The 26,257-nt window shown below is 68.5% G+C and carries 20 protein-coding genes and 1 pseudogene; 8 read left to right on the top strand and 13 right to left on the bottom strand.

Annotated elements, in window-relative coordinates; translation table 11 throughout:
* Positions 1–145: 145 nt before the first annotated feature.
* The 8 genes from JHW45_RS10185 to JHW45_RS10220 all read right to left on the bottom strand — a co-directional run bounded on the left by JHW45_RS10185 (position 146) and on the right by JHW45_RS10220 (position 13,338).
* Positions 146–3,520 carry an error-prone DNA polymerase gene (locus JHW45_RS10185; protein WP_272857591.1) on the bottom strand — a complete coding sequence of 1,125 codons (3,375 nt, stop codon included), beginning with the start codon at positions 3,518–3,520 and terminating at the stop codon, positions 146–148.
* Entirely contained in the window at positions 3,517–5,004 is a 1,488-nt protein-coding gene (locus JHW45_RS10190; RefSeq protein WP_272857592.1) for a Y-family DNA polymerase, read from the bottom strand. The genes JHW45_RS10185 and JHW45_RS10190 overlap by 4 nt, the downstream gene beginning before the upstream one ends.
* Entirely contained in the window at positions 4,919–5,509 is a 591-nt protein-coding gene (locus JHW45_RS10195) for an ImuA family protein (RefSeq protein ID WP_272857593.1), read from the bottom strand. The genes JHW45_RS10190 and JHW45_RS10195 overlap by 86 nt, the downstream gene beginning before the upstream one ends.
* Before the next feature lie 323 nt (positions 5,510–5,832).
* Entirely contained in the window at positions 5,833–9,471 is a 3,639-nt protein-coding gene (locus JHW45_RS10200; RefSeq protein ID WP_272857594.1) for a vitamin B12-dependent ribonucleotide reductase, read from the bottom strand.
* A gap of 441 nt (positions 9,472–9,912) precedes the next feature.
* Entirely contained in the window at positions 9,913–10,461 is a 549-nt protein-coding gene (locus JHW45_RS10205) for a 5-formyltetrahydrofolate cyclo-ligase (protein ID WP_419181793.1), read from the bottom strand.
* The gene (mgtE, locus tag JHW45_RS10210) at positions 10,458–11,870 is read right to left on the bottom strand and encodes a magnesium transporter (protein ID WP_272857595.1); all 1,413 of its coding nucleotides are present in this window, start codon (positions 11,868–11,870) and stop codon (positions 10,458–10,460) included. The genes JHW45_RS10205 and mgtE overlap by 4 nt, the downstream gene beginning before the upstream one ends.
* Before the next feature lie 53 nt (positions 11,871–11,923).
* Entirely contained in the window at positions 11,924–12,709 is a 786-nt protein-coding gene (gene hisN, locus JHW45_RS10215; RefSeq protein ID WP_272857596.1) for a histidinol-phosphatase, read from the bottom strand.
* Between the two features lie 269 nt (positions 12,710–12,978).
* A complete protein-coding gene (locus tag JHW45_RS10220) occupies positions 12,979–13,338 on the bottom strand; it encodes a helix-turn-helix domain-containing protein (protein WP_272857597.1) in 360 nt (119 codons plus the stop codon).
* 179 nt (positions 13,339–13,517) lie between these two features.
* Between JHW45_RS10220 and JHW45_RS10225 the strand changes: the two genes are divergently transcribed.
* Positions 13,518–14,486, top strand: a complete 969-nt coding sequence (locus tag JHW45_RS10225; protein ID WP_272857598.1) for an NADPH:quinone oxidoreductase family protein — start codon at positions 13,518–13,520, stop codon at positions 14,484–14,486.
* Positions 14,487–14,590: 104 nt separating this feature from the next.
* Positions 14,591–15,337 carry a Bax inhibitor-1/YccA family protein gene (locus JHW45_RS10230; protein WP_272857599.1) on the top strand — a complete coding sequence of 249 codons (747 nt, stop codon included), beginning with the start codon at positions 14,591–14,593 and terminating at the stop codon, positions 15,335–15,337.
* A gap of 105 nt (positions 15,338–15,442) precedes the next feature.
* On the opposite strand, the gene ychF is transcribed toward JHW45_RS10230, so the two are convergent.
* On the bottom strand, positions 15,443–16,540 hold the full coding sequence (gene ychF / locus JHW45_RS10235; RefSeq protein ID WP_272857600.1) for a redox-regulated ATPase YchF: 1,098 nt from the start codon (positions 16,538–16,540) through the stop codon (positions 15,443–15,445).
* A gap of 125 nt (positions 16,541–16,665) precedes the next feature.
* On the opposite strand from ychF, the gene trpA reads away from it, so the two are divergent.
* The 6 genes and pseudogenes from trpA to recR all read left to right on the top strand — a co-directional run bounded on the left by trpA (position 16,666) and on the right by recR (position 21,724).
* On the top strand, positions 16,666–17,463 hold the full coding sequence (trpA, locus tag JHW45_RS10240; RefSeq protein ID WP_272857601.1) for a tryptophan synthase subunit alpha: 798 nt from the start codon (positions 16,666–16,668) through the stop codon (positions 17,461–17,463).
* On the top strand, positions 17,460–18,041 hold the full coding sequence (locus JHW45_RS10245) for a VOC family protein (RefSeq protein WP_272857602.1): 582 nt from the start codon (positions 17,460–17,462) through the stop codon (positions 18,039–18,041). Before trpA ends, JHW45_RS10245 begins: the two co-directional genes overlap by 4 nt.
* A 105-nt stretch (positions 18,042–18,146) precedes the next feature.
* Positions 18,147–18,875, top strand: coding sequence for a molecular chaperone DjiA (locus JHW45_RS10250; protein ID WP_272857603.1), 729 nt, complete (start codon positions 18,147–18,149; stop codon positions 18,873–18,875).
* A gap of 56 nt (positions 18,876–18,931) precedes the next feature.
* Positions 18,932–20,763 (top strand): annotated as a pseudogene (locus JHW45_RS10255) (DNA polymerase III subunit gamma/tau).
* A gap of 4 nt (positions 20,764–20,767) precedes the next feature.
* Entirely contained in the window at positions 20,768–21,112 is a 345-nt protein-coding gene (locus JHW45_RS10260) for a YbaB/EbfC family nucleoid-associated protein (protein ID WP_272857604.1), read from the top strand.
* A 12-nt stretch (positions 21,113–21,124) separates the two neighbouring features.
* Positions 21,125–21,724, top strand: a complete 600-nt coding sequence (recR, locus tag JHW45_RS10265; RefSeq protein ID WP_272857605.1) for a recombination mediator RecR — start codon at positions 21,125–21,127, stop codon at positions 21,722–21,724.
* A gap of 106 nt (positions 21,725–21,830) precedes the next feature.
* On the opposite strand, the gene JHW45_RS10270 is transcribed toward recR, so the two are convergent.
* The 4 genes from JHW45_RS10270 to JHW45_RS10285 form a co-directional block, all read right to left on the bottom strand.
* Positions 21,831–22,283 (bottom strand): Hsp20 family protein, encoded by a 453-nt coding sequence (locus JHW45_RS10270; protein ID WP_272857606.1) that lies wholly within the window; start codon positions 22,281–22,283, stop codon positions 21,831–21,833.
* 142 nt (positions 22,284–22,425) lie between these two features.
* The gene (gene glcF / locus JHW45_RS10275; protein ID WP_272857607.1) at positions 22,426–23,727 is read right to left on the bottom strand and encodes a glycolate oxidase subunit GlcF; all 1,302 of its coding nucleotides are present in this window, start codon (positions 23,725–23,727) and stop codon (positions 22,426–22,428) included.
* Positions 23,727–24,767, bottom strand: a complete 1,041-nt coding sequence (locus JHW45_RS10280; RefSeq protein WP_272857608.1) for an FAD-binding protein — start codon at positions 24,765–24,767, stop codon at positions 23,727–23,729. Before JHW45_RS10280 ends, glcF begins: the two co-directional genes overlap by 1 nt.
* On the bottom strand, positions 24,757–26,214 hold the full coding sequence (locus tag JHW45_RS10285) for an FAD-linked oxidase C-terminal domain-containing protein (protein WP_272860596.1): 1,458 nt from the start codon (positions 26,212–26,214) through the stop codon (positions 24,757–24,759). Before JHW45_RS10285 ends, JHW45_RS10280 begins: the two co-directional genes overlap by 11 nt.
* Positions 26,215–26,257 lie beyond the last annotated feature (43 nt).

A 26,257-nucleotide genomic window follows, 5' to 3' on the forward strand; every position in this document is an offset into this window, starting at 1 on the left:
CGCGCGCGACACCGCGTCACAGCATAGCAAGGCGGCACCGCGCGCGACGCTAGCGCGATCCACGGGCAAGGGCAACCGCCGGGCTTCGTGTTTTGCGTGCATGGCTGCCCCGCATATGGCTCATGCGTGACGCGGAAAAGCCGTGTCAGTGAAAATCGCGGCTGGGGAACAGGCGCTTGGCCTGTTCGCGCGGATGACGCGCGGCGGGGGCGTGGCGGCGCGGGCGCGGGGCGTCGTCGGCCTCGGGGCGGGTCAGCCCGACCGCATCCTCCAGCGGCGATCCCAGATCCGAGATGCGGGGCGACAGATCCTCGATCCGTTCGGCGATCAGGTGAACGACGATGCCTTCGCGTTCCAGCCGCCCGGTGACGCGCAGCAGCCGCCCGCCCATCACCTCGCGCCGGAATTGCCGGTAGATGCTGTCCCAGACGACGATATTGGCGGTGCCCGTCTCGTCCTCCAGCGTCAGGAAGATCACGCCCGAGGCGGTGCCGGGGCGCTGGCGGGTGATGACCAGCCCGCAGACCGAGACGCGGCCGGGCCGGACATGCAGCAATTCGGCATGGGGCAGGACATCGGGAATGGTCGGGCGCAGCAACTCCATCGGATGGGCGCGCAGGGTCAGGCGGGTGGCCACGTAATCCTCGACCACCTCTTCGCCCAGATGCATGGCGGGCAGGTTCACCGCCGCCTCGTGCACCCCCTCTCCGTCGATGGGATCGGCAAACAGCGGCAAGGGCGCGGGGGCGCGGATCGCGCGCACCTGCCACAGCGCATCGCGCCGCGTCAGCCCCATCCCGGCGAATGCGTCGGCCTCGGCCAGCCGTTCCAGCACCGCGGGCGCGATGCCGGCGCGCAGCCACAGGCTTTCGGGATCGGGATAGCCGTTGCCGCGCGCCGCCGCGATCCAGTCGGCATCGTCCTGCCGGAACCCCTTGACCTGACGAAACCCCAGCCGCAGCGCGAAGGCGCCGTCGGCGCGGCGTTCCAGCGTGCAGTCCCATGCGCTGTGGTTGACGCAGACGGGGCGCACCTCGATCCCGTGCTCGCGCGCGTCGCGCACGATCTGGGCGGGGGCATAGAACCCCATCGGCTGCGAATTCAGCAGCGCGCAGGCAAAGATCGCCGGATGGCGGCATTTCAGCCAGGACGACACATAGGTCAGCATCGCGAAGGCCGCCGCGTGGCTTTCGGGAAAGCCGTAATCGGCGAACCCCTCGATCTGCGAAAAGCACTGTTCGGCCACCTCGCGCGAATATCCCCGCTCCATCATCCCGCTGACGAAACGGTCGCGATGCCGGTCGATGGTGCCCATGCGCCGGAACGAGGCCAGCGACCGGCGCAGCTGGTCGGCCTCTTCGGCGGAATAGCCGGCGCCGACGATGGCGATCTGCATCGCCTGTTCCTGAAACAGCGGCACGCCCAGCGTCCGCCGCGTCACCTGTTCCAGTTCCGGGCCGAAAGGCTGGGGCGCCTCCAGCCCCTGCCGGCGGCGGATATAGGGCCTGACCATGCCGCCCTGGATCGGGCCGGGACGGACGATGGCGACCTCGATCACCAGGTCATAGAATTCCCGCGGCCGCATCCGGGGCAGGAAATTCATCTGCGCCCGGCTTTCGACCTGGAACACCCCCACCGCATCGGCGCGGCACAGCATGTCATAGGTGGCCGTATCGCCCTGCGGCACGGTGGCAAGGTCGTGGTGGATATCCTTGTGCGCGCGCAGCAGATCGAAGGATTTCCGGATGCAGGTCAGCATCCCCAGGCTGAGCACATCGACCTTCAGGATGTTCAGCGCGTCGATATCGTCCTTGTCCCATTCGATGACGGTGCGCTCGGCCATCGCCGCGTTCTCGATCGGGCACAGCTCGTCCAGCCGGCCGCGGGTGATGACGAAACCGCCGACATGCTGGGACAGGTGCCGGGGAAAGCCCACGATCTCGCGGATCAGGCGGATGGTCTGGGCCAGCCGGCGATCGTCGGGATCCAGCCCCATCTGGCGCATCTGTTCGGGGTCCGCCCCCTTGTCCGAGATGCCCCAGACCAGCCCCGACAGGCTGGCGGTCACGTCCTGGGACAGGCCCATCACCTTGCCCACCTCGCGGATCGCGGCGCGCGAGCGGAAATGGATCACGGTCGCGCACAGCCCGGCGCGGTCGCGGCCATAGCGGTCATAGATCCACTGGATCACCTCTTCGCGCCGTTCATGTTCGAAATCGACGTCGATATCGGGCGGCTCGCCGCGATGGCGCGAGACGAAGCGTTCGAACACCATGCCGATCATGTCGGGCGACACATCGGTGATGCCCAGCGCCCAGCAGATGATCGAATTGGCCGCCGAGCCGCGCCCCTGACACAGGATCCCCAGCCCGCGCGCATGGCCGACGATGTCGTGGACGGTCAGGAAATAGGCGGCATAGCCCAGATCGCCCACCACCCCCAGCTCCTTGTCCAGCAGGTCGTGGTAGCGTTGGGGAATCCCGTTCGGGCAGCGCCGGATCAGGCCCTGCCGCGCCAGCCGTTCCAGCCGGGCCTGCGGCGCCTCTCCGTCGGCGATCTCGTCGGGATAGTCATAGCTGAGATCGCCCAGATCGAAATGACAGCGCGCGGCGATCTCCAGCGTGCGGCGGATCGCGGCCGGATGGCGGGCGTAAAGACGGACCATGTCGCGCGCCGGTTTCAGCCGGCGTTCGGCATTGGGCAGGGCGCGGGTGCCGATCCGGTCGATGGTCAGCCCCTCGCGCAGACAGGTCAGCACGTCGGCCAGCGGACGGCGATGGGCGCGGTGCATCAGCACGTCGCCCACCGCCACCATCGGTGCCGACGCCCGCAGCGCCAGCGCCGCGCAGGCGTCGAACCACGCCTGATCCGACCCGTCGTAACGCGGCGCGGCACCCAGGAACACATGGCCGGGATACCGCCTGCGCAGGGTCTGCACCGGCGCCAGCGCGCGGCCCGGATCGACGCCCGGCGGCGGCAGCGCGATCAGGATCATGCCGTCGCAGCCCTGGACCAGATCCTCCAGCATCAGCGCGCAGCAGCCCTTGTCCGTGCGCCGCTTGCCCAGGGTCAGCAGCCGCGACAGCCGGTGCCACGCGTCGCGGTCGGTCGGCAGGGCCAGAAACTCGACCGGGCAGTCGCGCAGCACCAGCCGCGATCCCGCGATCAGCTTCGGCAGGACCGGCATCGCCGCATGGGGCATGTCCACCGGATCGCCCACCTCCTGCCGCGAACAGGGATCGGTGCGGTGGGTCGAGCGGACGGGTAATCTGCCCTCGACCTCGTTGCGCAGGTTCTTCAGCGCCGTCCACGCCCGGACCACGCCGGCCACCGAGTTGCGGTCGGTGATGGCGATGGCCTGCAACCCCAGCTCGGCCGCGCGCAGCACCAGTTCCTCGGGGTGCGAGGCCCCGGTCAGGAAGGTGAAATTCGTGGTGATCGCCAGTTCCGCATAACGCGGCGGCGACGAGGACGAATCGGGGGGCGAATCTGAGACGGGATGCGGGGCGATGACGGTCATGCGAATTCCCCCTGCACGAACCAGCCCGGATTCTGCGGCGTGTGAAACATCCACAGCCGCCGCCCCTGCCGCGTCTCGATCCGCCAGTAATCGCGCAGTCCCGTGCGCCATTCGGGATCGTCCAGCCACCATTCGGGCGCGATCCGTTCCGGTCCGGTGGCGCGCGCCAGATCCAGCGCCATCCGCCGCCAGCGGAACCGCGCGGGCGGGGCCGATCCGCGCGCGACCACGGGTTCGGGCGCGAACAGAACCAGCGGGCGCGGCAGCGGCGCGCACCAATCGCCTTCGGCGCGCGACCATGCGGCCGGCGAGATCAGGAAGCTGCGTTCCGGGATATGGCTGTCGGCGGGCAGGAAACGCTGAACATTCTCAAGCCCGATCCGGGTGCCGATCCGGGTGATCAGGTTTTCCAGCCGGTCCTGCGCCACCTGCGCCCCGCCGATCTGGGCGGCGGGCAGCGGTTCGACCTGCACCGCCTCCAGCCGCAGCTGGTCGATGCCGAAGCCCGCATCGACCTGCTCCACCCCGCGCGCGAACAGCGGCAGGATGCGGGCCGGATCGCGCATCGCGGCGGCCAGCCGCAATTCCACCTGCCGGCTTTCCTGATCGACGCGGCGCAGCGTCAGGCGCAGCAATCGCGCCCCCATGTCGCGCGCGGTCAGCCGCGCGCACAACGCGATCAACAGCCGTTCGGTGCCCGCCATCACATCGTCGCGCAGCCCGATCGGGTCGGGCAGGGTCAGCCGCGCGGCATAGACCGGCGGCTCGGGTTCGGGGTCGATCGGTTCGGGCTGCCGGCCCATCGCCTGATCCAGCCGGGTCAGCAGGCCCGGTCCGAATCGCCGCGCCAGCGGCGCGCGCGGCACCGATTCCAGATCGCCGATCCGGCGCAGGCCCAGACGCTGCAACCCGACCGAGGTTGCCTCGTCCAGCCGCAGCGCCGCGACCGGCAGCGGCGCCAGCGCCTGCGCCCCCTGCCCCGGCGCCGCCCGGTCGCCGTGCCGCCGCCTGCCGTGACGCGCCAGCGCCCAGGCTGCGCCCAGGCTGTCGCCCAGCCCCAGCCGCACCGCGAATCCGGCGCGGTCCAGCCGGTCGCGCATGTCGTCCAACATCGCCTGTTCGCCCCCCGCCAGATGGGCCGAGCCGGTGATGTCCAGCGCCAGACCGTCGCGCCCGTCGCGGCCGACCCACGGACAATATCGCGTGGCCCATCGCCGCAGCACGCCCAGCATCCGCGAATCGGCGGCCGGATCGGCCGGCGCCTGTTCCAGACCGGGGCAGAAGATTCGCGCCTCGGCCAGCCCCATGCCGCGATGCAGCCCCTGCGCTTCGGCCGCCGCGTTCAGGCAATAGATCCGGTCGGTATTGTCCGCGCGCAGGGTCAGCGCGAAAGGCCGGTCAGTCGGACATGCCCGCAGAACCCGGTCGCTTGGAAGACGGGGGAACCACATCGAGACGATGCGTCTCTGCGCTCCATCGAACATGCCAGGCTCCAACGGTTCCTGATTTGTTCTTTTTAAGCTCCCACCGCATCGGAGTCGAGAGGTCCGCGGTTTGCGGATCGAGGATCGGCGCGCAGTGCCAGCGCGTCTCGGCGGCGTTGCTGCCCATCCCTTCGGGGATCAGGCACAGCCCGGTCGCGCCGCCGGCCCGCGCGGCCAGTTGCAGGCGCCGCCCCTCGCGCAGATCCAACGGACGGCTGATTTCGATGACGACCAGCGCGACGACGCCGTCCTTCAGCGCCTCTTCGGCCACGGCCAGCGCGTCGGTCTGATCCTTCGCCTGCGCCACCAGAAGCCGCGCGGGATCGAAGAAGGGCGACAGGCCGACCGGATGCAGCGCCGCGGGCTGCCACGATTCGCGGACCCAGATCAGCGCCCCCTGCGCCTGCGCGCAGGCAACGGCCGCAAATCCCGCCGCGCCGGGGCCGAACGCCTCGTGGACGCGGCCCCGGCGCAGGGGAAAGGGTATGGCTGCGGGATCGGGCATGGCGCGAGATTAGCGAAACCGGGCGGCAAGTTAAATCCGGACGGGGGACGGAAAAAAGGGGGGCGTTGCCCCCCTCTTGCCTGCGGCAATTCACCCCCCAGGATATTTGATCGCCAAAGACCGACGGAGGCGGGCGGTCCGACGCAGCGTCGGCTGGAAAAGTCGCCCCCCGCGATTGCTGCCACAACGCGGGGGGCGGATGTCAGGTGCGCACCTCTTGCCGGGCCGCTGGCTGCTCCGATAGGCGCACGGGGAGGAGGAGGAAAGCCCCGCGACCTTCGCCTGACACAGGTTGCCGGGCCGCCGGGGCGGCCCGATCTTGTTCAGCTACACCCGCTTGTGCCGCCGCAGGTGTTGCACTTCATGCAGGTGCCGTTGCGGACCAGCGTATAGTTGCCGCATTCGCCGCAGGGGTCGCCCTCGTATCCCTGCATCTTCGCCTTGGTGCGGGCATCCAGCGCGGCGGTCGTCACCGACGCGACCTGAAAGCCGGCCGCGGATTCGGCCATGCCGGTGGCGACGGCGGCGGATGACGTGCCGCCCTGCAGCACCATCAGCTCCTGCGGCAGACGCTTGCGCAGATAGCCGGCGCTGCTGATCTGTTTCAGCATGGTCAGCGATTTCAGCTCGGACTGTTCGCTGACGGGCGTGACGTTGCGCCCCTCGAATTCGCCGCCGCCCATGTCGTCGAACCGGGCGCCTTCGGGTTTGACATGCGCCAGATCGGTGCGGTCCAGATAGCTGACGGCCAATTCGCGGAACACGTAATCCAGGATCGAGGTCGCGTTCTTGATGCTGTCATTGCCCTGCACCATGCCGGCCGGCTCGAACCGGGTGAAGGTGAAGGCGTCCACGAATTCCTCCAGCGGGACCCCGTATTGCAGGCCGACCGACACTGCGATGGCAAAATTGTTCATCATCGCCCGGAAGCCCGCACCTTCCTTGTGCATGTCGATGAAGATCTCGCCCAGCTTGCCGTCGTCATATTCGCCGGTGCGCAGATAGACCTTGTGGCCGCCGACATTCGCCTTCTGGGTATAGCCCTTGCGGCGCTGCGGCAGTTTTTCGCGGTGGGACCGCACCATCTCCTTGACGATGATCTTCTCGATCACCTTCTCGGCGATGACGGCGGCCTTTTCCTGTGCGCTGCCGGTGGCCAGGATGTCCTCGGCCTCCTCGTCATCCTCGACCAGCGCCGAGGCCAGCGGCTGCGACAGTTTCGAGCCGTCGCGATACAGCGCATTGGCCTTGATCCCCAGCGACCATGACAGCTCATAGGCGGCCAGCGTATCGGCGATGGTGGCGCTGTTGGGCATGTTGATCGTCTTGCTGATCGCGCCCGAGATGAAGGACTGCGCCGCCGCCATCATGTGGATGTGGCTGTCGACCGACAGATAGCGCCGGCCCCGCTTGCCGCAGGCATTGGCGCAGTCGAAGACCGGCAGATGTTCGTCCTTCAGGAACGGCGCGCCTTCCAGCGTCATGGTGCCGCAGACATGGTCGTTGGCGGCCTCGATCTGTGCGCGGGTAAAGCCCAGATGGCGCAGCAGGTCGAAGCCCGGATCGTTCAGCTTCGCCTGGGGGATGCCCAGCGTCGCCTTGCAGAACTCTTCGCCCAGCGTCCACTGATTGAAGACGAAGCGGATGTCGAAGGCGGTGGCCAGCGCCGCCTCGACCTTCTCGATCTCGCGCGGGCCGAAGCCGTGGCCGGACAGCGCGGTGTGGTTGATGCCGGGGCAATTGCCAAGCGAGGCATGGCCGACCGCATAGGCGATGATTTCCTCGATCTGGGCGCTGGAATAGCCCAGCACCTCCAGCGCGGCCGGGACCGACTGGTTGATGATCTTGAAATAGCCGCCGCCGGCCAGCTTCTTGAACTTGACCAGCGCGAAATCGGGCTCGATCCCGGTGGTGTCGCAATCCATCACCAGACCGATCGTGCCGGTCGGTGCGATTACGGTCGCCTGCGCGTTGCGGAAACCGTGCTTTTCGCCCAGGGCCAGCGCCTGATCCCACGCCTCGCGGGCGATGGCGACCAGCCGCGCGTCGGGGCAGTTGCCGGCATCCAGTTCCACCGGCACCACGTTGACGCCGCAATAATCGCCCGTGCCATGCGCGGCGGCGCGATGGTTGCGGATCACGCGCAGCATGTGGTCGGCGTTCTTGCCATAGCCCGGAAACGCGCCCAGCTCTGCCGCCATCTCGGCCGAGGTCGAATAGGCGACGCCGGTCATGATCGCGCTCAGCGCCCCGCACAGCGCCCGGCCCCGGTCGCTGTCATAGCCAAGGCCCATATTCATCAGCAGCCCGCCGATATTGGCATAGCCAAGGCCCAGCGTGCGGAAGTCATAGGACCGCTGCGCGATCTCCTTGCTGGGGAACTGCGCCATCAGCACGCTGATTTCCAACGTGACGGTCCACAGCCGCGTGGCGTGGACATAGGCGTCGGCGTCGAATTTGCCGCCGGTCCAGAATTTCAGCAGGTTCATCGACGCCAGGTTGCAGGCGGTGTCGTCGAGGAACATGTATTCGCTGCACGGATTGCTGCCCCGGATCGGCCCGTCGGCCGGGCAGGTGTGCCAGGCGTTCACCGTGTCGTGGAACTGGATGCCGGGATCGGCGCAGGCCCAGGCGGCGTGGCCGACCTGTTCCCACAATTCGCGCGCGCTGACGGTCTTCGCTACCTTGCCATCGGTGCGGCGCAGCAATTCCCACGGCTTGTCCTCGCGCACGGCGGTCAGGAACGCATCCGTCACCCGCACCGAGTTGTTCGAGTTCTGGCCCGACACGCTGACATAGGCCTCGCTGTCCCAATCGGTGTCGTAGGTCGGAAACTCGATGCTGTCGAAACCCTGTCGGGCATATTGCAGCACGCGGTTGATATAGGTTTCGGGGATCATCGCGCGCTTGGCCGCCCGGATCGCCGTTTTCAGACCGTCATTGCGGGCCGGGTCGGTCGCGTCCGCGATGCTGCCGTCCCAGGCGCCGATGGCCGCGAAGATGTCATTCAGCCGCGCCTCGTGCGCCTTCGATCCGGCCACCAGGCTGGCGACCTTCTGTTCCTCGATCACCTTCCAGTTGATGAACTGCTCGATATCGGGATGATCCATGTCGCAGATCACCATCTTCGCCGCGCGGCGCGTGGTGCCGCCCGACTTGATCGCGCCGGCCGCGCGGTCGCCGATCTTCAGGAACCCCATCAGCCCGCTGGACTTGCCGCCGCCCGACAGGCTTTCGCCCTCGCCGCGCAGGGACGAGAAATTGGTGCCGGTGCCCGAGCCGTATTTGAACAGACGCGCCTCGCGAACCCACAGATCCATGATGCCGCCCTCGTTCACCAGATCGTCGCTGACCGACTGGATGAAGCAGGCATGGGGCTGGGGATGTTCATAGGCGCTGTCGGACTTGACCAGCTTGCCGGTCTTGTAGTCGACATAAAAATGCCCCTGCGACGGCCCGTCGATGCCATAGGCCCAGTGCAGGCCGGTATTGAACCATTGCGGGCTGTTCGGCGCGGCCATCTGCCGGGCCAGCATGTGCCGCATCTCGTCGTAATAGGCGCGGGCGTCTTCTTCTTTGGAAAAATACCCGCCTTTCCAGCCCCAATAGGCCCAGGCCCCGGCCAGCCGGTCGAACACCTGCCTTGCGCTGGTCTCGCCCACGTAACGCCGGTCCTCGGGCAGGTCGGCCAGCGCGTCCGTGTCGGCCACGCTGCGCCACAGGAATTCGGGCACGCCCTTTTCCTTCACCCGCTTCAGGGCCGCCGGAACGCCGGCCTTGCGGAAATATTTCTGGGCGATGACGTCGCTGGCGACCTGGCTCCAGCCCTGGGGGATCTCGACATGCTCGTTGCGGAACACGATCTTGCCGTCGGGATTGCGGATCTCGCTGACCGTCGTGGTGAAGGCGATGTCGCCATAGGCTCCGCCTTCCGTGGTGGTGAAACGCCGTTCGATCTTCATGCCTGCCCCTCAAGCTTGTCTGGTCTGTCCCTCGTTCCCGATCGTCCGCATGCACATCGCCGCCCCCACCCCCGCACGACGCGGCGAGGGGCGGCAGGCGGCGGACCGCCTGTCAGCTTTCGATCAGGACGCGGCCGGAGAGTTCTGATCCGAGGCTAGTGGGTGCCACCAGATATTGTGTCGCCCGTGCCGCAAGACACAACCTGACCGCTTTCCAACGCGCTTTCAACAGATTTTTTACATGTTGGGGCGGGTGTTTTTGGTTGACAGGCACGGAAGGCGCGGGTGCCAGATTCGCCCACAGGGCGGGGCAAACGCCGCCGCCCAGACGGCGGCACGACCGACAATCGGTCTTTCAAAACAGGGCGTTGCCACATCTTGTTCAACAGTTATCCACAGGCTTATCCCGCACTCATCCGCAGGTTGCGCACAGCGCGCACATCAATGCGCGGGCAGGACGATTCCCGCATCGGTCACGATCAGGTCCAGCGGCTGGTCGAACTCTTCTGTCGGAACCTGCGGCAGTTCCTGCGACGCGAAGGCCAGCCCGATGGCGACCACCGGGCCCGCCGCACGCAGGATTTGCAGGGTCCGGTCGTAATATCCGCCGCCATAGCCGATGCGGTTGCCCGCCCGGTCGAAGGCGGCAAGCGGCACGATCAGCACCTCGGGCGTCAGGACGGGGGCTGATTCGGGCGGATGCCAGGTGCCGAACGGTCCGGGGTCCAGCGGCCCGCCGCGCCAGGCGCGGAAGATCAGCGGCACCGCCCGCCCGGTCACGACCGGCAGGCACAGCGGGCCGTCATGGGCCTGCATGGCGGGCAGCGGATCGGCCTCGCCCCGCATCGGCCGGTATCCCGACAGCACCCGGCCCCGGTGCGGGGCCAGCGCCTGCGTCAGGTGCCCGGTGATGCCGGCCGGATCGCCGCCGTGGCGCAGCCGCGCGGCCAGCGCCTCGGCCCGCAGCGCGGCCTTTTGCGCCGCACTCACAGCAGCACGGTCGAGGCCAGCCCCAGAAAGGCGAAGAACCCGACCACATCGGTCACGGTCGTCACGAACGTCCCCGATGCCAGCGCCGGGTCCGCCCCCAGCCTCTCCAGCGCCAGCGGCACCAGAATCCCCGCGACCGCCGCCACGAACAGGTTGATGATCATCGCCATCGCGATCACCATGCCCAGCAGCGGGTCGTGGAACCACGCATAGGTCACAAGCCCCATGATCGTGGCAAAGATCAGCCCGTTCAGCAGCCCCACCGTCGCCTCGCGCCGCACGACCCGCCAGGTGTTGCTGGCGGTCAAGCTTTTGGTGGCCAGCCCGCGCACCGCCACGGTCAGGGTCTGCGTGCCGGCATTGCCGCCCATCGAGGCCACGATGGGCATCAGCACGGCCAGCGCCACAAGCCGCACGATCGCGCCCTCGAACTGCGCGATGACCGAGGCGGCGAACAGCGCCGTGACGATATTCGTGGCCAGCCACGGCACCCGCTGGCGCGAGGTTTTCCAGACCGTGTCCGACAGGCTGGATTCGTCGCCCACACCGGCAAGGCGCAGGATATCTTCCTGATGTTCCTCGTCCATGACCGCCATCGCATCGTCGATGGTGATCACGCCCACCAGCCGGTCGTCGGCATCGACCACGGGGGCCGAAATCAGGTGATACTGGTTGAACGCATAGGCGACATCGCCCTCTTCGGCATAGGCGCTGACGGGGCGAAAGCTGGCTTCGGTGATCTGGCCCAGCGGGGTGCCGCGCGGCGATGACAGCAGCCGCCCCAGCGCGACATAGCCGACCGGATGGCGGCGCGGATCGACCAGGATGATGTGATAGAACTGTTCGGGCAGCCATTCCTCGGCGCGCAGGAAATCGATGGTCTCGCCCACGGTCCAGTGGGCGGGGGCGGTGACCACCTCGGACTGCATCAGCCGGCCGGCCGAGTATTCGGGATAGGCCAGCGATTGCTGGACCGCGGCCCGGTCGGAATCGTCCAGCGCGGCCAGGATCTCGGCGCGCTCGGGCTCGTCCATGTCCTCGATCAGGTCGACCAGATCGTCGCTGTCCATCTCGCGGACGGCCTCGGTCAGCACGTGCCGGGGCAGCTGCTCCAGCACCTCGTCGCGGATGCCCTCGTCGATCTCGGACAGGATCTCGCCGTCGATCTCGCCGGAATACAGCCGCAGAAAGGTGCGGCGCTCGCCCGTATCCAGCCGTTCGATCAGGTCGGCGATGTCGGCTGCGTGCATCGGTTCCAGCAGCGTGTTCAGCCGTTCGCCGTCTTCGGCGTCGATGGCGTCGTCGATCTGTTCCAGCAATTCCCGGCGCGGCAGGAAATCGTCCTCGTCCGGGTCGGACGGCCTGTCGATCGTCTGATCCCTGGGGTCGGGGCGTTCCTCGTCGGTCATGCGGCCTCTCCTGCGTTGCGCGTCCCGTGTCTCGCCCGGTGCTGCCGGGCCGGTCAACCGTTCAGATATGCCAGCGCCTCGCGGTGCAGGCTGGCGGTCGCGGCGGCGATGACCTGCCCGCCCTGCGCCGCCGGCCCGCCCTGCCAGTCGGTGACGATGCCGCCGGCCGCCTCGACCACCGCCAGAGGGCCTGCGATGTCATAGGGCTGCAACCCGGCCTCGATCACCAGATCGACATGACCCAGCGCCAGCAGCGCATAGGCATAGCAGTCCAGCCCGTATCGCGTCAGCCGCACCCGGTCCGCCACCCGGCGAAAGGCGTTCGCCTCGGCCGGGGTGCCGATCTCGGGAAAGGTCGTCATCAGCGTCGCATCGGCCAGCAGGGCATCGCGCCGCACCGCCAGCCGCCTGCGTCCGCCGGGGCCGGTCAGCTGCGCCCGACCCAGCCCGCCTTCGAACCGTTCGCGCGTATAGGGCTGGTCGATCAGGCCATAGCGGATGCCGTGCCCGTCGCCCAGACCGATCAGCACGCCCCAGCTGGGCGCGCCGCACAGAAAGGCGCGCGTGCCGTCGATCGGGTCCAGAATCCAGGTCAGCCCGCTGTCGCCGTCCGACAGGCCGAATTCCTCGCCCAGGATCGCGTCCTGCGGCCGACGCCGCGCCAGCACCGCGCGCATGGCGGTTTCGCCGGCGCGGTCGGCCTCGGTCACCGGGTCGAAGCCTGCGGCGCGCTTGTTGTCGGCGATCAGATCGGCGTTGCGAAACAGGGGCAGGATGGCCGCACGCGCCGCGTCCGCCATCTCATGCGCGGTCTCGATGATCTGCTGTGCGTCGCGCATGTCGTCCCCGGCCGTGGCAAGTTTTCCTGCCGACAGGTCTAGCGGTAACGGACCCTGCCCGCCAGTGCGCGCACCGGGTCGCGGCCGGGAAAACCCGCGCGGACCCGAACGCCGTCGGGGCAGGACAGACGCAGCGCGACGATGTTGCCGGGCGCAAACGATGTGGAAACGGAACACCCGACCGGCAGCGCGGGGCGGATCGCCGCCAAGGCTGGCCGGCGGGTGCGGGCGGTCCGGCCAGACGCCTAGTCGGCCGAACCGCGGTGCTTTCAGGCGGCGTCCGACAGGACCCGCGCCAGTTCGAAGATCTGCCGGCGCTGCGGGGCGGGCATCGCGTAATAGGCGCGCACCAGTTGCAGCGCCTCCTTGTCGGCCAGGATATCGCCCTCGACCGCGTCGACCGCATCGCCCTCTTGCAGCCCGTCGAAGAAAAAGCTGACCGGCACATCGACCGCCCGCGCGATGTCCCACAGCCGCGAGGCCGACACCCGGTTCATTCCCGTTTCGTATTTCTGAATCTGCTGAAACTTGATTCCGACCTTGTCGGCCAGTTGTTGTTGGGTCATTCCGATCATCCAGCGACGATGGCGGATACGCTTACCAACATGAACATCTACACTATGCTTCATCGCCCATCCTCATGCAATCTCAAGAGGCAATAGCCGAATCCGCCTCAATTATCGAGTGTCAACATGGTAAACAGGGCGCTTCCTGACCAAAAAGACAGGTCTGGCATTGCGCGTTGTGCAGGTTTCGGGGACAACGCCCAAACGAATGAACTCACTGTCTTATTTTTTCGGAGACTGCGATGTCCGACGCCATCCGAATCGCCCGTGTCGAGGTTTTGGGACAGGACCCGGTCCTGCGCACCGCGCCCCCGCCCCGGCCTGCCCCCGATCGGGTGCTGGTCCGGATGCGCGCCGCGGCGCTGAATTTCGCCGATCTGCTGAAGGCCAGGGGACAGTATCAGGAACCGGCCGACCCGCCCTTCGTCCCCGGGCTGGAAGGCGCGGGCGAGGTCGTGGCGGCGCCGCCGGACAGCCGCCTTGCGCCCGGCGACCGCGTCGCGATCAGCGCCGCCGGCACGATGGCGCAGATGGTGGCGGTGCCCGTGGATGCCTGCCACCCCATCCCCGACGGGATGAGCTTTGCGCAGGCCGCCGGGTTCCAGATCGCCTATGGCACCAGCCATCTGGCGCTGGATCTGCGCGCCGGGCTGCGCCCGAACGAGACGCTGGCGGTTCTGGGCGCGGCGGGCGGCGTGGGGCTGACCGCGGTCGAGATCGGGCGCGCGATGGGCGCGCACGTCATCGGCATCGCCCGCGGCGCCGACCGTCTGGACACCGTGCGCGACGCCGGCGCCCATCGCGTGATCGACAGCGCCGACACCCCCAACCTGAAATCGGCGCTGCGCGATCTGGGCGGGGTGGACGTCGTCTATGACCCCGTCGGCGACACGGCGGGCGAGGCCGCGTTCGGGGCGCTGAAACGCGGCGGCAGGTTTCTTGTCATCGGCTTTGCCGGCGGCCGCCCCCCCGCACTGCCGCTGAACCACGCCCTGGTCAAGAACATCGCGATCCACGGCTTTTACTGGGGCGGATACCGGCAGTTGCAGCCGCAGGCCCTGCACGACAGCATGGAGGCGCTGTTCGACCTGTTCCGCGACGGCAAGCTGCATCCCGTCGCGGGCACGACCCTGCCGCTGGAGCGGCTGGCCGAGGGGTATGAGCTGCTGCGCAGCCGCAAATCTGTGGGAAAGATCGTGATAACCTTGTGATGGCGCGATTTTGACGCGGTTTCAGCATTGAAACGCGGGGCCGACCTGCCAATATGGGACGCATATGCAGGGGACTTCCCCGCACCGCCTGAGAGGGAGAGACTATGGCAGATTACAACACCTACCGCACCGCGCAGGGCGTCGGCACCCGCTCGGCGGCGGTCGATGAGGGCCTGCGGGCCTATATGAACCGTGTTTATGGGCTGATGTCGGTCGGAATGATTGTGACCGCCGTCTTCGCCTACGGCATCAGCACGATGGCCGTCGATGCCAGCGGCCAGCTGACGCAGCTGGGCGCCACGATCTATACCACGCCGCTGAAATGGGTGATCATGTTCGCGCCGCTGCTGATGGTGTTCGCGTTCGGCGCGGCGCTGAACCGGCTGTCGGTGCAGGCCGCGACGCTGATGTTCTATACCTTCGCGGCGCTGATGGGTCTGTCCATCAGCTGGATCTTCATGGCCTATACGGACTTCTCGATCGTGCAGACCTTCCTTGTGACGGCCATCGCCTTTGCGGGCCTGTCGCTGTGGGGATACACGACCAAGAAGGACATTTCCGGCTGGGGCAGCTTCCTGATCATGGGCGTGATCGGCCTGATCGTCGCCATGATCGTGAACATCTTCCTGCAAAGCTCGGCGATGCAGTTCGCCATCTCGAGCCTGGGCGTGCTGATCTTTGCCGGCCTGACCGCCTATGACACGCAGAACATCAAGAACACCTATCTGCAGATGCAGAACTCGGACAGCGATTTCATCGGCAAGGCCGCCATCATGGGTGCGTTGCAGCTGTATCTCGACTTCCTGAACCTGTTCATGTTCCTGTTGCAGTTCATGGGCAACCGCGAGTGATCGCGGCGCAGATCCAAGGCTGAACGCACTGAAAAGGCCGGGCGATTGCCCGGCCTTTGTCGTCTGCGCGATGATGTGACCTGCGCAAGGTCGCGCAACATCACGTCAGGCGTTGAACAGGAAATGCAGCACGTCGCCGTCCTTGACCTCATAGGACTTGCCCTCGACGCGCAGCTTGCCCGCCTCGCGCGCGCCCGCCTCGCCCTGGCCGGCGATGTAATCGTCATAGGCCACGGTCTCGGCGCGGATGAAGCCCTTTTCGAAATCGCCGTGGATCACACCGGCCGCCTGCGGGGCCAGCGTGCCCTTGCGGATGGTCCAGGCCCGCGCCTCCTTGGGGCCGACGGTGAAATAGGTCTGCAAGCCCAGAAGCTCGTATCCGGCCCGGATCAGCCGGTCCAGCCCGGCCTCGTCCAGCCCCATCTCGGTCAGGAACATCCGGGCTTCCTCGGGGTCAAGCTGGCTGATCTCTTCCTCGATCCGGGCGGAGATCACCACATGGCCCATGCCCTGCGCCTCGGCCATCTCGGCCACGCGCGCGGACCAGTCATTGCCGGTGGCGGCGTCGTCCTCGGACACGTTGCAGACGAACAGCACCGGCTTGGCGGTCAGCAATTGCAGCATGTTCCACGCCTTGCGCTCATCCTCGGACACCTCGACCGTGCGCGCCGGGCGCCCGTCCTCCAGCACCGCCAGCGCGCGTTTCAACAACGATTCCTGCGATGCGGCATCCTTGTCGCCGCCCTTCAGCTTGCGGGTCAGGTTGGCCAGCCTGCGTTCGATGGATTCCATGTCCGCGATCATCAGCTCGGTCTCGATCACCTCGGCGTCGGCGATGGGATCGACCCGCCCCTCGACATGGGTGACATCGCCATCCTCGAAGCAGCGCAGCACGTGGGCGATGGCGTCCACCTCGCGGATATTGGCCAGGAACTGGTTGCCCAAGCCCTCGCCCTTGCTGGCGCCCTTCACCAGACCGGCGATATCCACGAAGGTGATCCGCGTCGGCACGATCTGCCGGCTGCCGGCGATCTCGGCCAGCCGCTCCAGCCGCGGATCGGGCACCGCGACCTCGCCCACATTCGGCTCGATGGTGCAGAAGGGGAAATTCGCGGCCTGGGCGGCGGCGGTCCGGGTCAGCGCGTTGAACAGCGTGGATTTGCCCACGTTCGGCAGCCCGACAATCCCCATCCGAAAGCCCATGATCGCACCCTTTCCCTGAATTTCGCCGCTGTTTAGGCCCCCTGCCGGGCCAAGTCCAGCCTGCGCGGATTGCGCAGCGCGGGCATCGCGGCTAGTGCTGGGGCGCGACCAAGACGGGGACGGACATGACCAGAATCGACAAGCGTTTTCAGGCGTTGCGGGCCAAGGGCAGGAAGGCCTTCGTGACCTACATGATGGCATCTGACCCCGACGATGCGACCGCGTTGCAGATCATGCAGGGCCTGCCGCAGGCCGGGGTGGACATCATCGAACTGGGCATGCCCTTTACCGATCCGATGGCCGACGGACCCACCATCCAGGCCGCAGCACAGCGCGCCCTGGCCCAAGGCGGCAGCGTCACCCGCACGCTGGACATGGTGCGCGAATTCCGCCGCCGCGACGATGAGACGCCGGTGGTGCTGATGGGCTATTACAACCCGATCTACGCGCGCCCCGGCGGGGTGGATCAGTTCCTGACCGATGCGGTCGCGGCGGGCGTCGATGGGCTGATCGTGGTCGATCTGCCGCCCGAGGAAGACGACGAGCTGTGCCTGCCCGCCGGCCGCGCGGGTCTGAACTTCATCCGGCTGGCCACGCCCACCACCGACGACCGCCGCCTGCCCGCCGTGGTCCGCAATACCAGCGGCTTCGTCTATTACGTCAGCGTGACCGGAATCACCGGCGGCCCCGCCGCCAACGCCGCCGAAATCGCCCCCGAGGTCGCGCGCATCCAGAAGGCCGCCGATCTGCCGGTGGTGGTGGGTTTCGGCATCTCGACCCCCGAGGCCGCCGGGCAGATCGCCGCCATCGCCGATGGCTGCGTGGTGGGCAGCGCCATCGTCAAGCGCATCGGCGAAGGCCGCCCCGTCCCCGAGATCCTCGATTTCGTGCGCGATCTGGCTCAGGGCGCGCATCGCGGATGAGCGTCGGCGAATTCGACCATCTGGCCATCGCCGCCCGCACCCTGGCCGAGGGGGCGGCGTGGTTGCAGGACCGGCTGGGCGTGGCCTTGCAGCCGGGCGGCAAGCACCCGTCGATGGGCACGCACAACATGCTGGTCTCGCTGGGGCCGCGCGAATATCTGGAACTGATCGCCATCGACCCCGACGCCCCCGCACCCGGTCGCCCGCGCTGGTTCGGGCTGGACGATTTCGACGGCCCGCCGCGCATCGCCGGCTGGGTGATCCGGCAGACCCCGCTGACCGCGCCCCCGGGCACCCGCATCGCGCAGGCCAGCCGCGGCGATCTGCGCTGGCGCATCACCGTGCCCGACGCGGGCCAGATGGCGGGCGCGGGCGCGGTGCCGATGCGGATCGACTGGGGCGATGGCGCGCATCCCTGCGACAGCCTGCCCGACCAGGGCCTGCGCCTGACCGGGCTGACGCTGCGCGCCCCGGTGCCGCTGTCCCTGCCGCTGGACGATGCACGCATTGCGGTCGCGACCGGGCCCGCGCGCCTTGCCGCCCGCATCGCCACGCCCACTGGTGCGGCGGAACTGTAGCCGCGCGTCCGCCGTTCCGTGGAACCTGCCGCCCCCGCGCGCCAGCCTCCTGCGACAGGTTCGCCCCTATCGCGCGGACACCAAGCCGGATAGAGTGCCGACCCGATGGATATGACCGCGCCCGGACCGGACTGCCCGAATCTGCCGAAGCCCCGCAGCTTCTGGCAGCGGATCGGCGACCGCATGGCGGCGCTGCTGGGTCGCCAGCCCTCGACCACGCCGCCCGAACGCTCGGTCGCGTTCACCATCGCGGTGATCGCGCTGGGCGCCAAGCTGGCCAAGGCCGACGGCACCGTGGCGCGGTCCGAGGTGACGGCGTTCCGGCGCGTCTTCATCATCCCGCGCGCCGAGGAAAAGAACGCCGCCCGCGTCTTCGATCTGGCGCGGCAGGATGTCGCCGGCTTCGACGCCTGGGCGCGCCGGATCGCGGCGATGTTTCCGCCCGGCGATCCGGTGCTGGAGGACGTGCTGGAAGGGCTGTGCATCATCGCCGTCGCGGATGGTGACATGCACCAGGCCGAGATCGTGTTTCTGGACGAGGTCGGGCGCATCTTCGGCCTCAGCCCGTCGCGCATCGCCGCCATCCGCGCCCGCCACGACCCCAAGGCTGGTTGCCCGCCCTGCGAGGTGCTGGGCATCCCCATCGAGACCCCCCTGCCCGAGGCGCGCAAACGCTGGCGCGACCTGATCCGCGAGGCCCATCCCGACCGCGCCATCGCCCGCGGCCTGCCGCCCGAGGCCGTGCGCCTGGCCGAGGCCCGCACCCGCCGCCTGAACGAGGCGTGGGAAAAGTTCCGCGACATGCATGGCGGCCCCGGCCACAGCCCCGCCTGAGGCGGTTGTGACCCCGCCAGCGCCCCGTTACAGTGGCGCAAACACCCGGGTGACGGATGAGCGAGACGCAGCAGACATATCAGGTCCTGGCGCGGAAATACCGGCCCGAAACCTTCGCCGATCTGGTCGGTCAGGATGCGATGGTGCGCACGCTGAAGAACGCGTTTGCCGCCGACCGCATCGCGCAGGCCTTCATCATGACCGGCATCCGCGGCACCGGAAAGACCACCACCGCGCGGATCATCGCCAAGGGCATGAACTGCATCGGCCCCGACGGCCAGGGCGGGCCGACCACCGAACCCTGCGGCGTCTGCGAACATTGCGTCGCCATCAGCGAAGGCCGCCATGTCGATGTGCTGGAAATGGACGCGGCCAGCCATACCGGCGTCCAGAACATCCGCGACGCCATCATCGAGACGGTCAGCTATCAGCCCGCCTCGGCCCGCTACAAGATCTTCATCATCGACGAGGTGCACATGCTGTCGACCAGCGCGTTCAACGCGCTGCTGAAGACGCTCGAGGAACCGCCGCCGCATGTGAAATTCATCTTCGCCACCACCGAAATCCGCAAGGTGCCGGTCACGGTGCTGTCGCGCTGCCAGCGTTTCGATCTGCGCCGGATCGAGCCCGAGGTGATGATCGCGCTGCTCGACCGCATCGCCATGGCGGAAAACGCGCAGATCAGCGGCGATGCGCTGGCCCTGATCACCCGCGCCGCCGAAGGTTCGGCCCGCGACGCCACCAGCCTGCTGGATCAGGCGATCAGCCACGGTGCCGGCCAGACGACCGCCGATCAGGTCCGCGCCATGCTGGGCCTGGCCGACCGCGGCCGCGTGATCGACCTGTTCGACATGATCCTGCGCGGCGATGCGGCGGCGGCGCTGACCGAGCTGCAATCGCAATATGCCGACGGCGCCGACCCGATCGCGGTGCTGCGCGACCTGGCCGAGATCACGCACTGGGTCTCGGTCGTCAAGATCACGCCCGAGGCGATCGAGGACCCGACGATCTCGCCCGACGAACGCACGCGCGGACAGGACCTGGCCGACCGCCTGCCGATGCGCGTGCTGACGCGCCTGTGGCAGATGCTGCTGAAGGCGCTGGACGAGGTCTCGGCCGCCCCGAACGCGATGATGGCGGCAGAGATGGCGATCATCCGGCTGACCCATGTGGCCGACCTGCCCGACCCCGAATCGCTGATCCGCAAGGTCCAGCAGGCGCAGGCGGCCGGCGATTTCACCCGCGCATCCGCGCCCCCGGCCGCACCCCAAACCGCGCCCGCGCCGCAGCCGGCCCCGCAGCACACGACGCAGCAGGCCCCCGCGCCGCCACCCGCCCCGCGCCAACCCCCACCGCCGGCGTCCCGCGCAGCGGCGCGGCAACGGCGCTGGCCGTGGCCCCCGACGCCTTCGCGGCTTATCCCGATTTCGACGCCGTGCTGGACCTGATCCGCCGCATGGGCGACATGCTGCTGCTGGTGCAGGTCGAAAACCACGTCGCGCTGGCCCGTTACAGCCCCGGACGGATCGAATTCGAACCGCGCGGAAACGCCCCCGCCGATCTGGCCTCGCGGCTGGCCGAACGGCTGCGCGGCTGGTGCGGCGGACAGCGCTGGACGGTCAGCGTGACCGGAACCGGCGGCGCCCCCACCATCGCCGAACAACGCGCGGCGCAGATGGCGCAGGCACGCGAACGCGCGCTGGACCTGCCCATCGTGCAGCAGGTGATGGCCGCCTTCCCGCAGGCCCGGCTGAAGACCGTGACCCGGATCGACCCCGACCCGGACACCACCCCCGACATCGCGGCCGACGGCGCCGCGAACCCCCATGACACCCAGGGACCCCTTGCCGAGATCGAGGAATGGGACCCGTTCGAGGATGAGGATTGAGACGATGATGAAAGGTCTGGGCGGCTTTGGCGACATGGCCAAGATGATGAAGGCGGCCAAGGACATGCAGGACCGGATGGGCCAGATGCAGGCCGATCTGGAAACGATCACCGTGACCGGCGAATCCGGCGCGGGCCTCGTCAAGGCGACCTGCACCGCCAAGGGCGAGCTGACGGCGCTGGACATCGACCCGTCGATCTTCCAGCCCTCGGAAAAAGAGGTGGTCGAGGATCTGATCCTTGCCGCGATCAAGGATGCGCAGCGCCGCGCGCAGGACCGGATGCAATCCGAAATGGGCCGCATCACGCAAGAGCTGGGCCTGCCCGCCGACATGAAATTCCCGTTCTGATGACCGCGGCCCATGGCTGAAGGCAGCGACGACATCCAGGCGCTGATCGCGCTGATGGCGCGGCTGCCCGGCCTCGGCCCGCGCTCGGCCCGGCGCATCGTGCTGTCGCTGATCCGCAAACGCGGCGGCCAGATGCACCAGCTTGCCCGATTGCTGGACAGCGTCGCCACCGGATCGCGCGAATGCCTGGTCTGCGGCAACATCACCGACCGCGACGAATGCGCGATCTGCACCGATCCGGCCCGCGCCAACGGCGAAATCTGCGTGGTCGAGGATGTGGCCGATCTGTGGGCGCTGGAACGCGGCCACGCCTTTCGCGGCCGCTATCACGTGCTGGGCGGCACGCTGTCGGCGCTGGACGAGATCGGCCCCGACGATCTGGGCATCCCCGCCCTGATCGACCGCATCCGGCGCGAGGGCGTGACCGAGGCGATCCTGGCCCTCAACGCCACCGTCGACGGACAGACCACCGCCCATTACATCGCCGACGCGCTGGCCGACAGCGGCGTCACCGTCACCGGGCTTGCGCAGGGCGTGCCCATCGGCGGCGAACTCGACTATCTCGACGACGGCACGATCACGGCGGCGTTGCGCGCGCGCCGCCGGCTGTAACGCGAAAACGGCCGCCTTCGAAAAAGCGGCCGTCATTGCCTTGGGTCAAATATCCTGCGGGGGGTCCGGGGGGCGCAAAGCCCCCCGGCGGTCGCGGGACGCAAGATCAGGCGTCCAGTTTTTCCACCTTGGGCGCGGATTTGGCGATCTCGATCCGGCGCGGCTTCAGCGCCTCGGGGATCTCGCGGACCAGGTCGATATGCAGCATCCCGTCCAGATGGCTGGCACCGTCCACGCGGACATGATCGGCCAGCGTGAACTTGCGTTCAAAGGCGCGCGTGGCGATGCCGCGATGCAGATAGGTGCGGCTGTCATCCTCATCGGCCTTCTTCGCCGACACGATCACGGCGCCGTCGCGAACCTCGACATTCAGATCGTCGGCGGCGAAACCGGCCACGGCGATCGAGATGCGATAGGTATCCTCGCCGGTCTTCTCGATATTGTAGGGGGGATAGGTCGGAGCGGCCAGATCGCCCGACATGGCGCGGTCCACGACATCGGCAAGACGGTCAAAGCCCACCGACGCGCGGTAAAGCGGGGTCAGGTCAAAGTTACGCATGTGCTACATCCTCTCATAAGCGATGCATGTGTCAGGGCCCCCCGGTCTCCGGGCAGGCGGTCTCCGGCGCCGTTCCGGCCGCCGGTATCCCGAAATGTAATCAGGCCGAAGGGCGGTTCAAGACCCTTGCGGCACCGCAATCTCAGGCAATCGCGCCCAGCCCTTCGGGGCGCGGCCCGCCCGTGGCCCAGTCCAGCAACTGCACGGTGTGGACGACCGGCACCCCGGTCGCGCCGCCGATCTGCATCATGCAGCCGATATTGCCCGCCGCGATGATCTGGGGCCCGGTCGCCTCCAGCGTCGCGACCTTGCGGCGTTTCAGTTCCGCCGATAGGTCGGGCTGCAACAGGTTATACGTCCCGGCCGAGCCGCAGCAAAGATGCGCATCCGCCGGTTCCACCACCTGAAACCCGGCCTGCGTCAGCAGCGTCCGCGGCGCGGACTTGATCTGCTGGCCGTGCTGCAGCGAACACGCCGAATGATAGGCCACGCGCGCCCCCTGCCCCTCGGCGCGGGCGCGGTCGGGCAGACCCAGCCCTTCCAGAAACTCGGTCACGTCGCGCGCCAGCGACGCCACGCGCGCGGCGTCCTGCGCGATGTCGTCCTGCGCGAACAGATGGCCGTAATCCTTGATCGTCGTCCCGCAGCCCGAGGTGTTGATGACGATGGCGTCCAGTTCTCCGCCCTGCTCGGCGGCCAGCAGCCGGGCGATGCTGTCGCGGGCGCGCGCCCGGGCGTCGTCCTGCTGCCCCATATGCAGCGTCAGCGCGCCGCAGCAGCCGAATTTCTGGGGGATCACCACCTCGCAGCCCGCGCGGCGCAACAGCCGGATCGTGGCGTCGTTGATGTCCGTGTTCAGCGCCCGCTGCGCGCAACCGATCATCAGCGCGACCCGCGCGCGGCGTGGCCCAATGGGCGCGAAGACCTGCCCGTCATCGTTGCGGCTGACCGGCGGGATCGCCGCCGGCGCCATGTCCAGCATCGCGCGCAGCCTTGCGTCGGGCATCAGCCGCGCGAATGGCCGCGCCAGCCGCGCCCCCGCCAGCGCCAGCCGGAACCGGCCCGGATGCGGGATCACCGTCTTCAGCATCCAGCGCAGCGCGCGGTCGCGCCAGGGCCGGCGATAGGTCGCATGGATATGCGCGCGGGCGTGATCGACCAGATGCATGTAATGCACGCCCGACGGGCAGGTGGTCATGCAGGCCAGGCAGGACAGGCAGCGGTCGATATGCTTGACGGTCTTTTCGTCGGCGGGACGCCCCGCCTCCAGCATGTCCTTGATCAGATAGATGCGGCCGCGCGGGCTGTCCAGCTCGTCGCCCAGGATCTGATAGGTCGGGCAGGTGGCGGTGCAGAACCCGCAATGCACGCAGGTCCGCAGGATCCGGTTGGACCGCGCCACGGCCGGATCGCGCAACTGTTCGGGCGTGAAATTCGTCTGCATCAGTCGGCCCCCGCAAAGATCCCGCGCGGATCGAACCTGCGCCGCAGCCCCGCATCCAGCCGCGCCACCACCGGATCGGGCGCGGGCAGAACCGCGGGCGCCGCACCGGTGATGCGCCGTGCATGGCCGGCAAAACGCGGCAGCACCGGCATCTCGTCCGCAGGCAGGCGCAGATGGATCAGCGCGCCGCCCCAGTCCATCGACACCGGCGCGGGCAGCGCGGACAGGACCCGTGCCGCCTCGCCCGGCCGGCAGACGATGCGCCAAAGATCGCCGTCGGGATCGCCACCGTCCGGCCGCAGAAGCAGCCACGGATCGTCCTGCACCTCGACCACCTCGCCATGGGCGGCAAGCCGGTCGCGCAGGGCATCAGCCCGGATCGCGACCGAGCGTTCCAGCCCCTCCAGCCGGATCAGCGCGCCGCGATCGGGCAGCCAGGCCGCGCCGCTGACCTCGAACGGCGCGGACAGCGCATCGGTCAGCGCGGCGATGGCGGCGGCGGCGTCAAGCCCGGGCAGGCACAGCGTGCAGCGCAGGGGCGGCAGCGGCGCGGTCTTGAACGCAAGCTCGGTCAGCACCCCCAGCCGCCCGCGGCTGCCCGCCATCAGCTTGACCAGATCGTACCCGGTCACGTTCTTCATCACCCGGCCGCCATTGCGGATAAGATCGCCGTTCCCGTCCACGAACCGCACCCCGATCAGCGCGTCCCGCGCCGCGCCCGCCTGCACCCGGCGCGGACCCGAGGCGTTGGCCGCGACCACCCCGCCGATGGTCGATCCGGGCGCGCCCAAAGGCTCGAACCCCAGCATCTGCCCCTCCGCCGCCAGCGCCGCCTGCACATCGGCAAGCCGCGTGCCGGCGCGCACCACCACGGTCAGCGCCTCGGGCTCGTACAGCACGATGCCCGACAGGCCGGACACGTCCAGCCGCGCGCCCGCGCCCTCGCCCGGGTGCAGCCTTGTGCCGCCGCCGACGATGGACACGGCCTCGCGCGTGTCGCTGATGCAGGCGGCCAGCGCCTCTTCGCTGTCAGGCCGCATCGGGGGGCAGGTTCGGCCGCGCATCCCGACGGCTGGCCGAGACCTCCAGCGGAAAGACCTTGGCCGCGTTCAGCAGCCAGCGCGGATCGAACACGTCCTTCACCCGCATCTGCGCGTCCAGATCGGCGGGGCGGTATTGCACCGACATCAGGTCGCGCTTTTCGATGCCGACGCCGTGTTCGCCGGTCAGGCAGCCGCCGACCTCGACGCACAGCCGCAGGATGTCGGCGCCCAGGGCCTCGGCCCGGTCCAGATCGCCCGGCGCGTTGGCGTCGTGGATGATCAGCGGATGCATGTTGCCGTCGCCGGCGTGAAAGACATTGGCGACCGGCAGGCCGTAATCGCGCGACAATTCCCCGATCCGCGCCAGCACCCGCGGCAGGGCCGAGACCGGGATGGTGCCGTCAAGACAGATGTAATCGCCCATCTGCCCCATCGCGCCAAAGGCCGATTTGCGGCCCAGCCAGATGCGGCGCGATTCGTCCTCGGACCGGCTTTCGCGGAACTCGACCGGCTCGAACCCCTGCGCGATGTCGCGGATCAGGGCCAGTTGTTCGTCGATCTCGGGGGCCGTGCCCTCGACCTCGACGATCAGCAGCGCCTCGCAATCGGGATAGCCGGCCTGCGCGAAGGCTTCGGTGGCGCGGATGCAGGGGCGGTCCATGAACTCGATGGCCACCGGCAAGACGCCCGCGCGGATGATCGCCGCGACGCAGGCCCCGGCCGTCTCGCTGCTGTCGAACGCGATCAGCACCGGCCGCGCGCCTTGCGGCTTGGGCAGGATGCGCAGCGTGGCTTCGGTAACGATGCCAAGCTGGCCTTCGGACCCGCAGACCACGCCCAGCAGGTCCAGCCCCGCCGCCTCGCCCATCGGGCCGCCCAGCTCGACCACGGTGCCGTCCATCAGCACCATCGTCACGCCCAGCAGGTTGTTCGTCGTCACCCCGTATTTCAGGCAATGCGCACCGCCCGAATTCATGGCGATATTGCCGCCGATGGCACAGGCCAGCTGGCTGGAGGGATCGGGCGCGTAAAAGAACCCCTGACCGTCCACCGCGCCCGACACCGACAGGTTGGTGCGCCCGGCCTGCACCCGGACCAGCCGGTCGCCGGTCGCGATCTCCAGCACCTCGGTCATGCGCGCCAGGCCGATCACCACCGCATCGGCGGTGGGCATCGAGCCGCCGGCCAGGCTGGTCCCGGCCCCGCGCGGCACGACCGGCACGCCAAGCTGGTGACACAGCGCCATCAGCTGCGACACCTGCTGCGTGGTGCGCGGCAGCACCACCGCCAGCGGCGGACAGCGATAGGCCGACAGCGCATCGCATTCATAGGCCCGCGTCTCGGCCGGGTCGTCGATCACCGCATCGGACACCGCCTGGCGCAGCGCGGCCACGATCGCGTCGCGGCGCGACAGCACAAGCGCATCGGGTTCCGGCATCTGCATCATGGCGCTGACCCCTCCCCGGCCATGGCCCGTCTTGCGCGGC

Source organism: Paracoccus stylophorae (assembly GCF_028553765.1).
GTDB lineage: Bacteria > Pseudomonadota > Alphaproteobacteria > Rhodobacterales > Rhodobacteraceae > Paracoccus > Paracoccus stylophorae.

What these genes read in the sequence shown, in the direction of transcription:
- JHW45_RS10270 (WP_272857606.1), bottom strand. Translation starts at nt 22,283, where the DNA reads ATGCGTAACTTTGACCTGACCCCGCTTTACCGCGCGTCGGTGGGCTTT.
- trpA (WP_272857601.1), top strand. Translation starts at nt 16,666, where the DNA reads ATGACCAGAATCGACAAGCGTTTTCAGGCGTTGCGGGCCAAGGGCAGG.
- glcF (WP_272857607.1), bottom strand. Translation starts at nt 23,727, where the DNA reads ATGCAGACGAATTTCACGCCCGAACAGTTGCGCGATCCGGCCGTGGCG.
- JHW45_RS10190 (WP_272857592.1), bottom strand. Translation starts at nt 5,004, where the DNA reads ATGTTCGATGGAGCGCAGAGACGCATCGTCTCGATGTGGTTCCCCCGT.
- JHW45_RS10225 (WP_272857598.1), top strand. Translation starts at nt 13,518, where the DNA reads ATGTCCGACGCCATCCGAATCGCCCGTGTCGAGGTTTTGGGACAGGAC.
- JHW45_RS10260 (WP_272857604.1), top strand. Translation starts at nt 20,768, where the DNA reads ATGATGAAAGGTCTGGGCGGCTTTGGCGACATGGCCAAGATGATGAAG.
- JHW45_RS10285 (WP_272860596.1), bottom strand. Translation starts at nt 26,214, where the DNA reads ATGCAGATGCCGGAACCCGATGCGCTTGTGCTGTCGCGCCGCGACGCG.
- JHW45_RS10200 (WP_272857594.1), bottom strand. Translation starts at nt 9,471, where the DNA reads ATGAAGATCGAACGGCGTTTCACCACCACGGAAGGCGGAGCCTATGGC.
- JHW45_RS10185 (WP_272857591.1), bottom strand. Translation starts at nt 3,520, where the DNA reads ATGACCGTCATCGCCCCGCATCCCGTCTCAGATTCGCCCCCCGATTCG.
- JHW45_RS10230 (WP_272857599.1), top strand. Translation starts at nt 14,591, where the DNA reads ATGGCAGATTACAACACCTACCGCACCGCGCAGGGCGTCGGCACCCGC.
- ychF (WP_272857600.1), bottom strand. Translation starts at nt 16,540, where the DNA reads ATGGGCTTTCGGATGGGGATTGTCGGGCTGCCGAACGTGGGCAAATCC.
- JHW45_RS10220 (WP_272857597.1), bottom strand. Translation starts at nt 13,338, where the DNA reads ATGAAGCATAGTGTAGATGTTCATGTTGGTAAGCGTATCCGCCATCGT.
- JHW45_RS10195 (WP_272857593.1), bottom strand. Translation starts at nt 5,509, where the DNA reads ATGCCCGATCCCGCAGCCATACCCTTTCCCCTGCGCCGGGGCCGCGTC.
- hisN (WP_272857596.1), bottom strand. Translation starts at nt 12,709, where the DNA reads ATGCGCGACGCACAGCAGATCATCGAGACCGCGCATGAGATGGCGGAC.
- JHW45_RS10250 (WP_272857603.1), top strand. Translation starts at nt 18,147, where the DNA reads ATGGATATGACCGCGCCCGGACCGGACTGCCCGAATCTGCCGAAGCCC.
- JHW45_RS10245 (WP_272857602.1), top strand. Translation starts at nt 17,460, where the DNA reads ATGAGCGTCGGCGAATTCGACCATCTGGCCATCGCCGCCCGCACCCTG.
- JHW45_RS10280 (WP_272857608.1), bottom strand. Translation starts at nt 24,767, where the DNA reads ATGCGGCCTGACAGCGAAGAGGCGCTGGCCGCCTGCATCAGCGACACG.
- mgtE (WP_272857595.1), bottom strand. Translation starts at nt 11,870, where the DNA reads ATGACCGACGAGGAACGCCCCGACCCCAGGGATCAGACGATCGACAGG.
- recR (WP_272857605.1), top strand. Translation starts at nt 21,125, where the DNA reads ATGGCTGAAGGCAGCGACGACATCCAGGCGCTGATCGCGCTGATGGCG.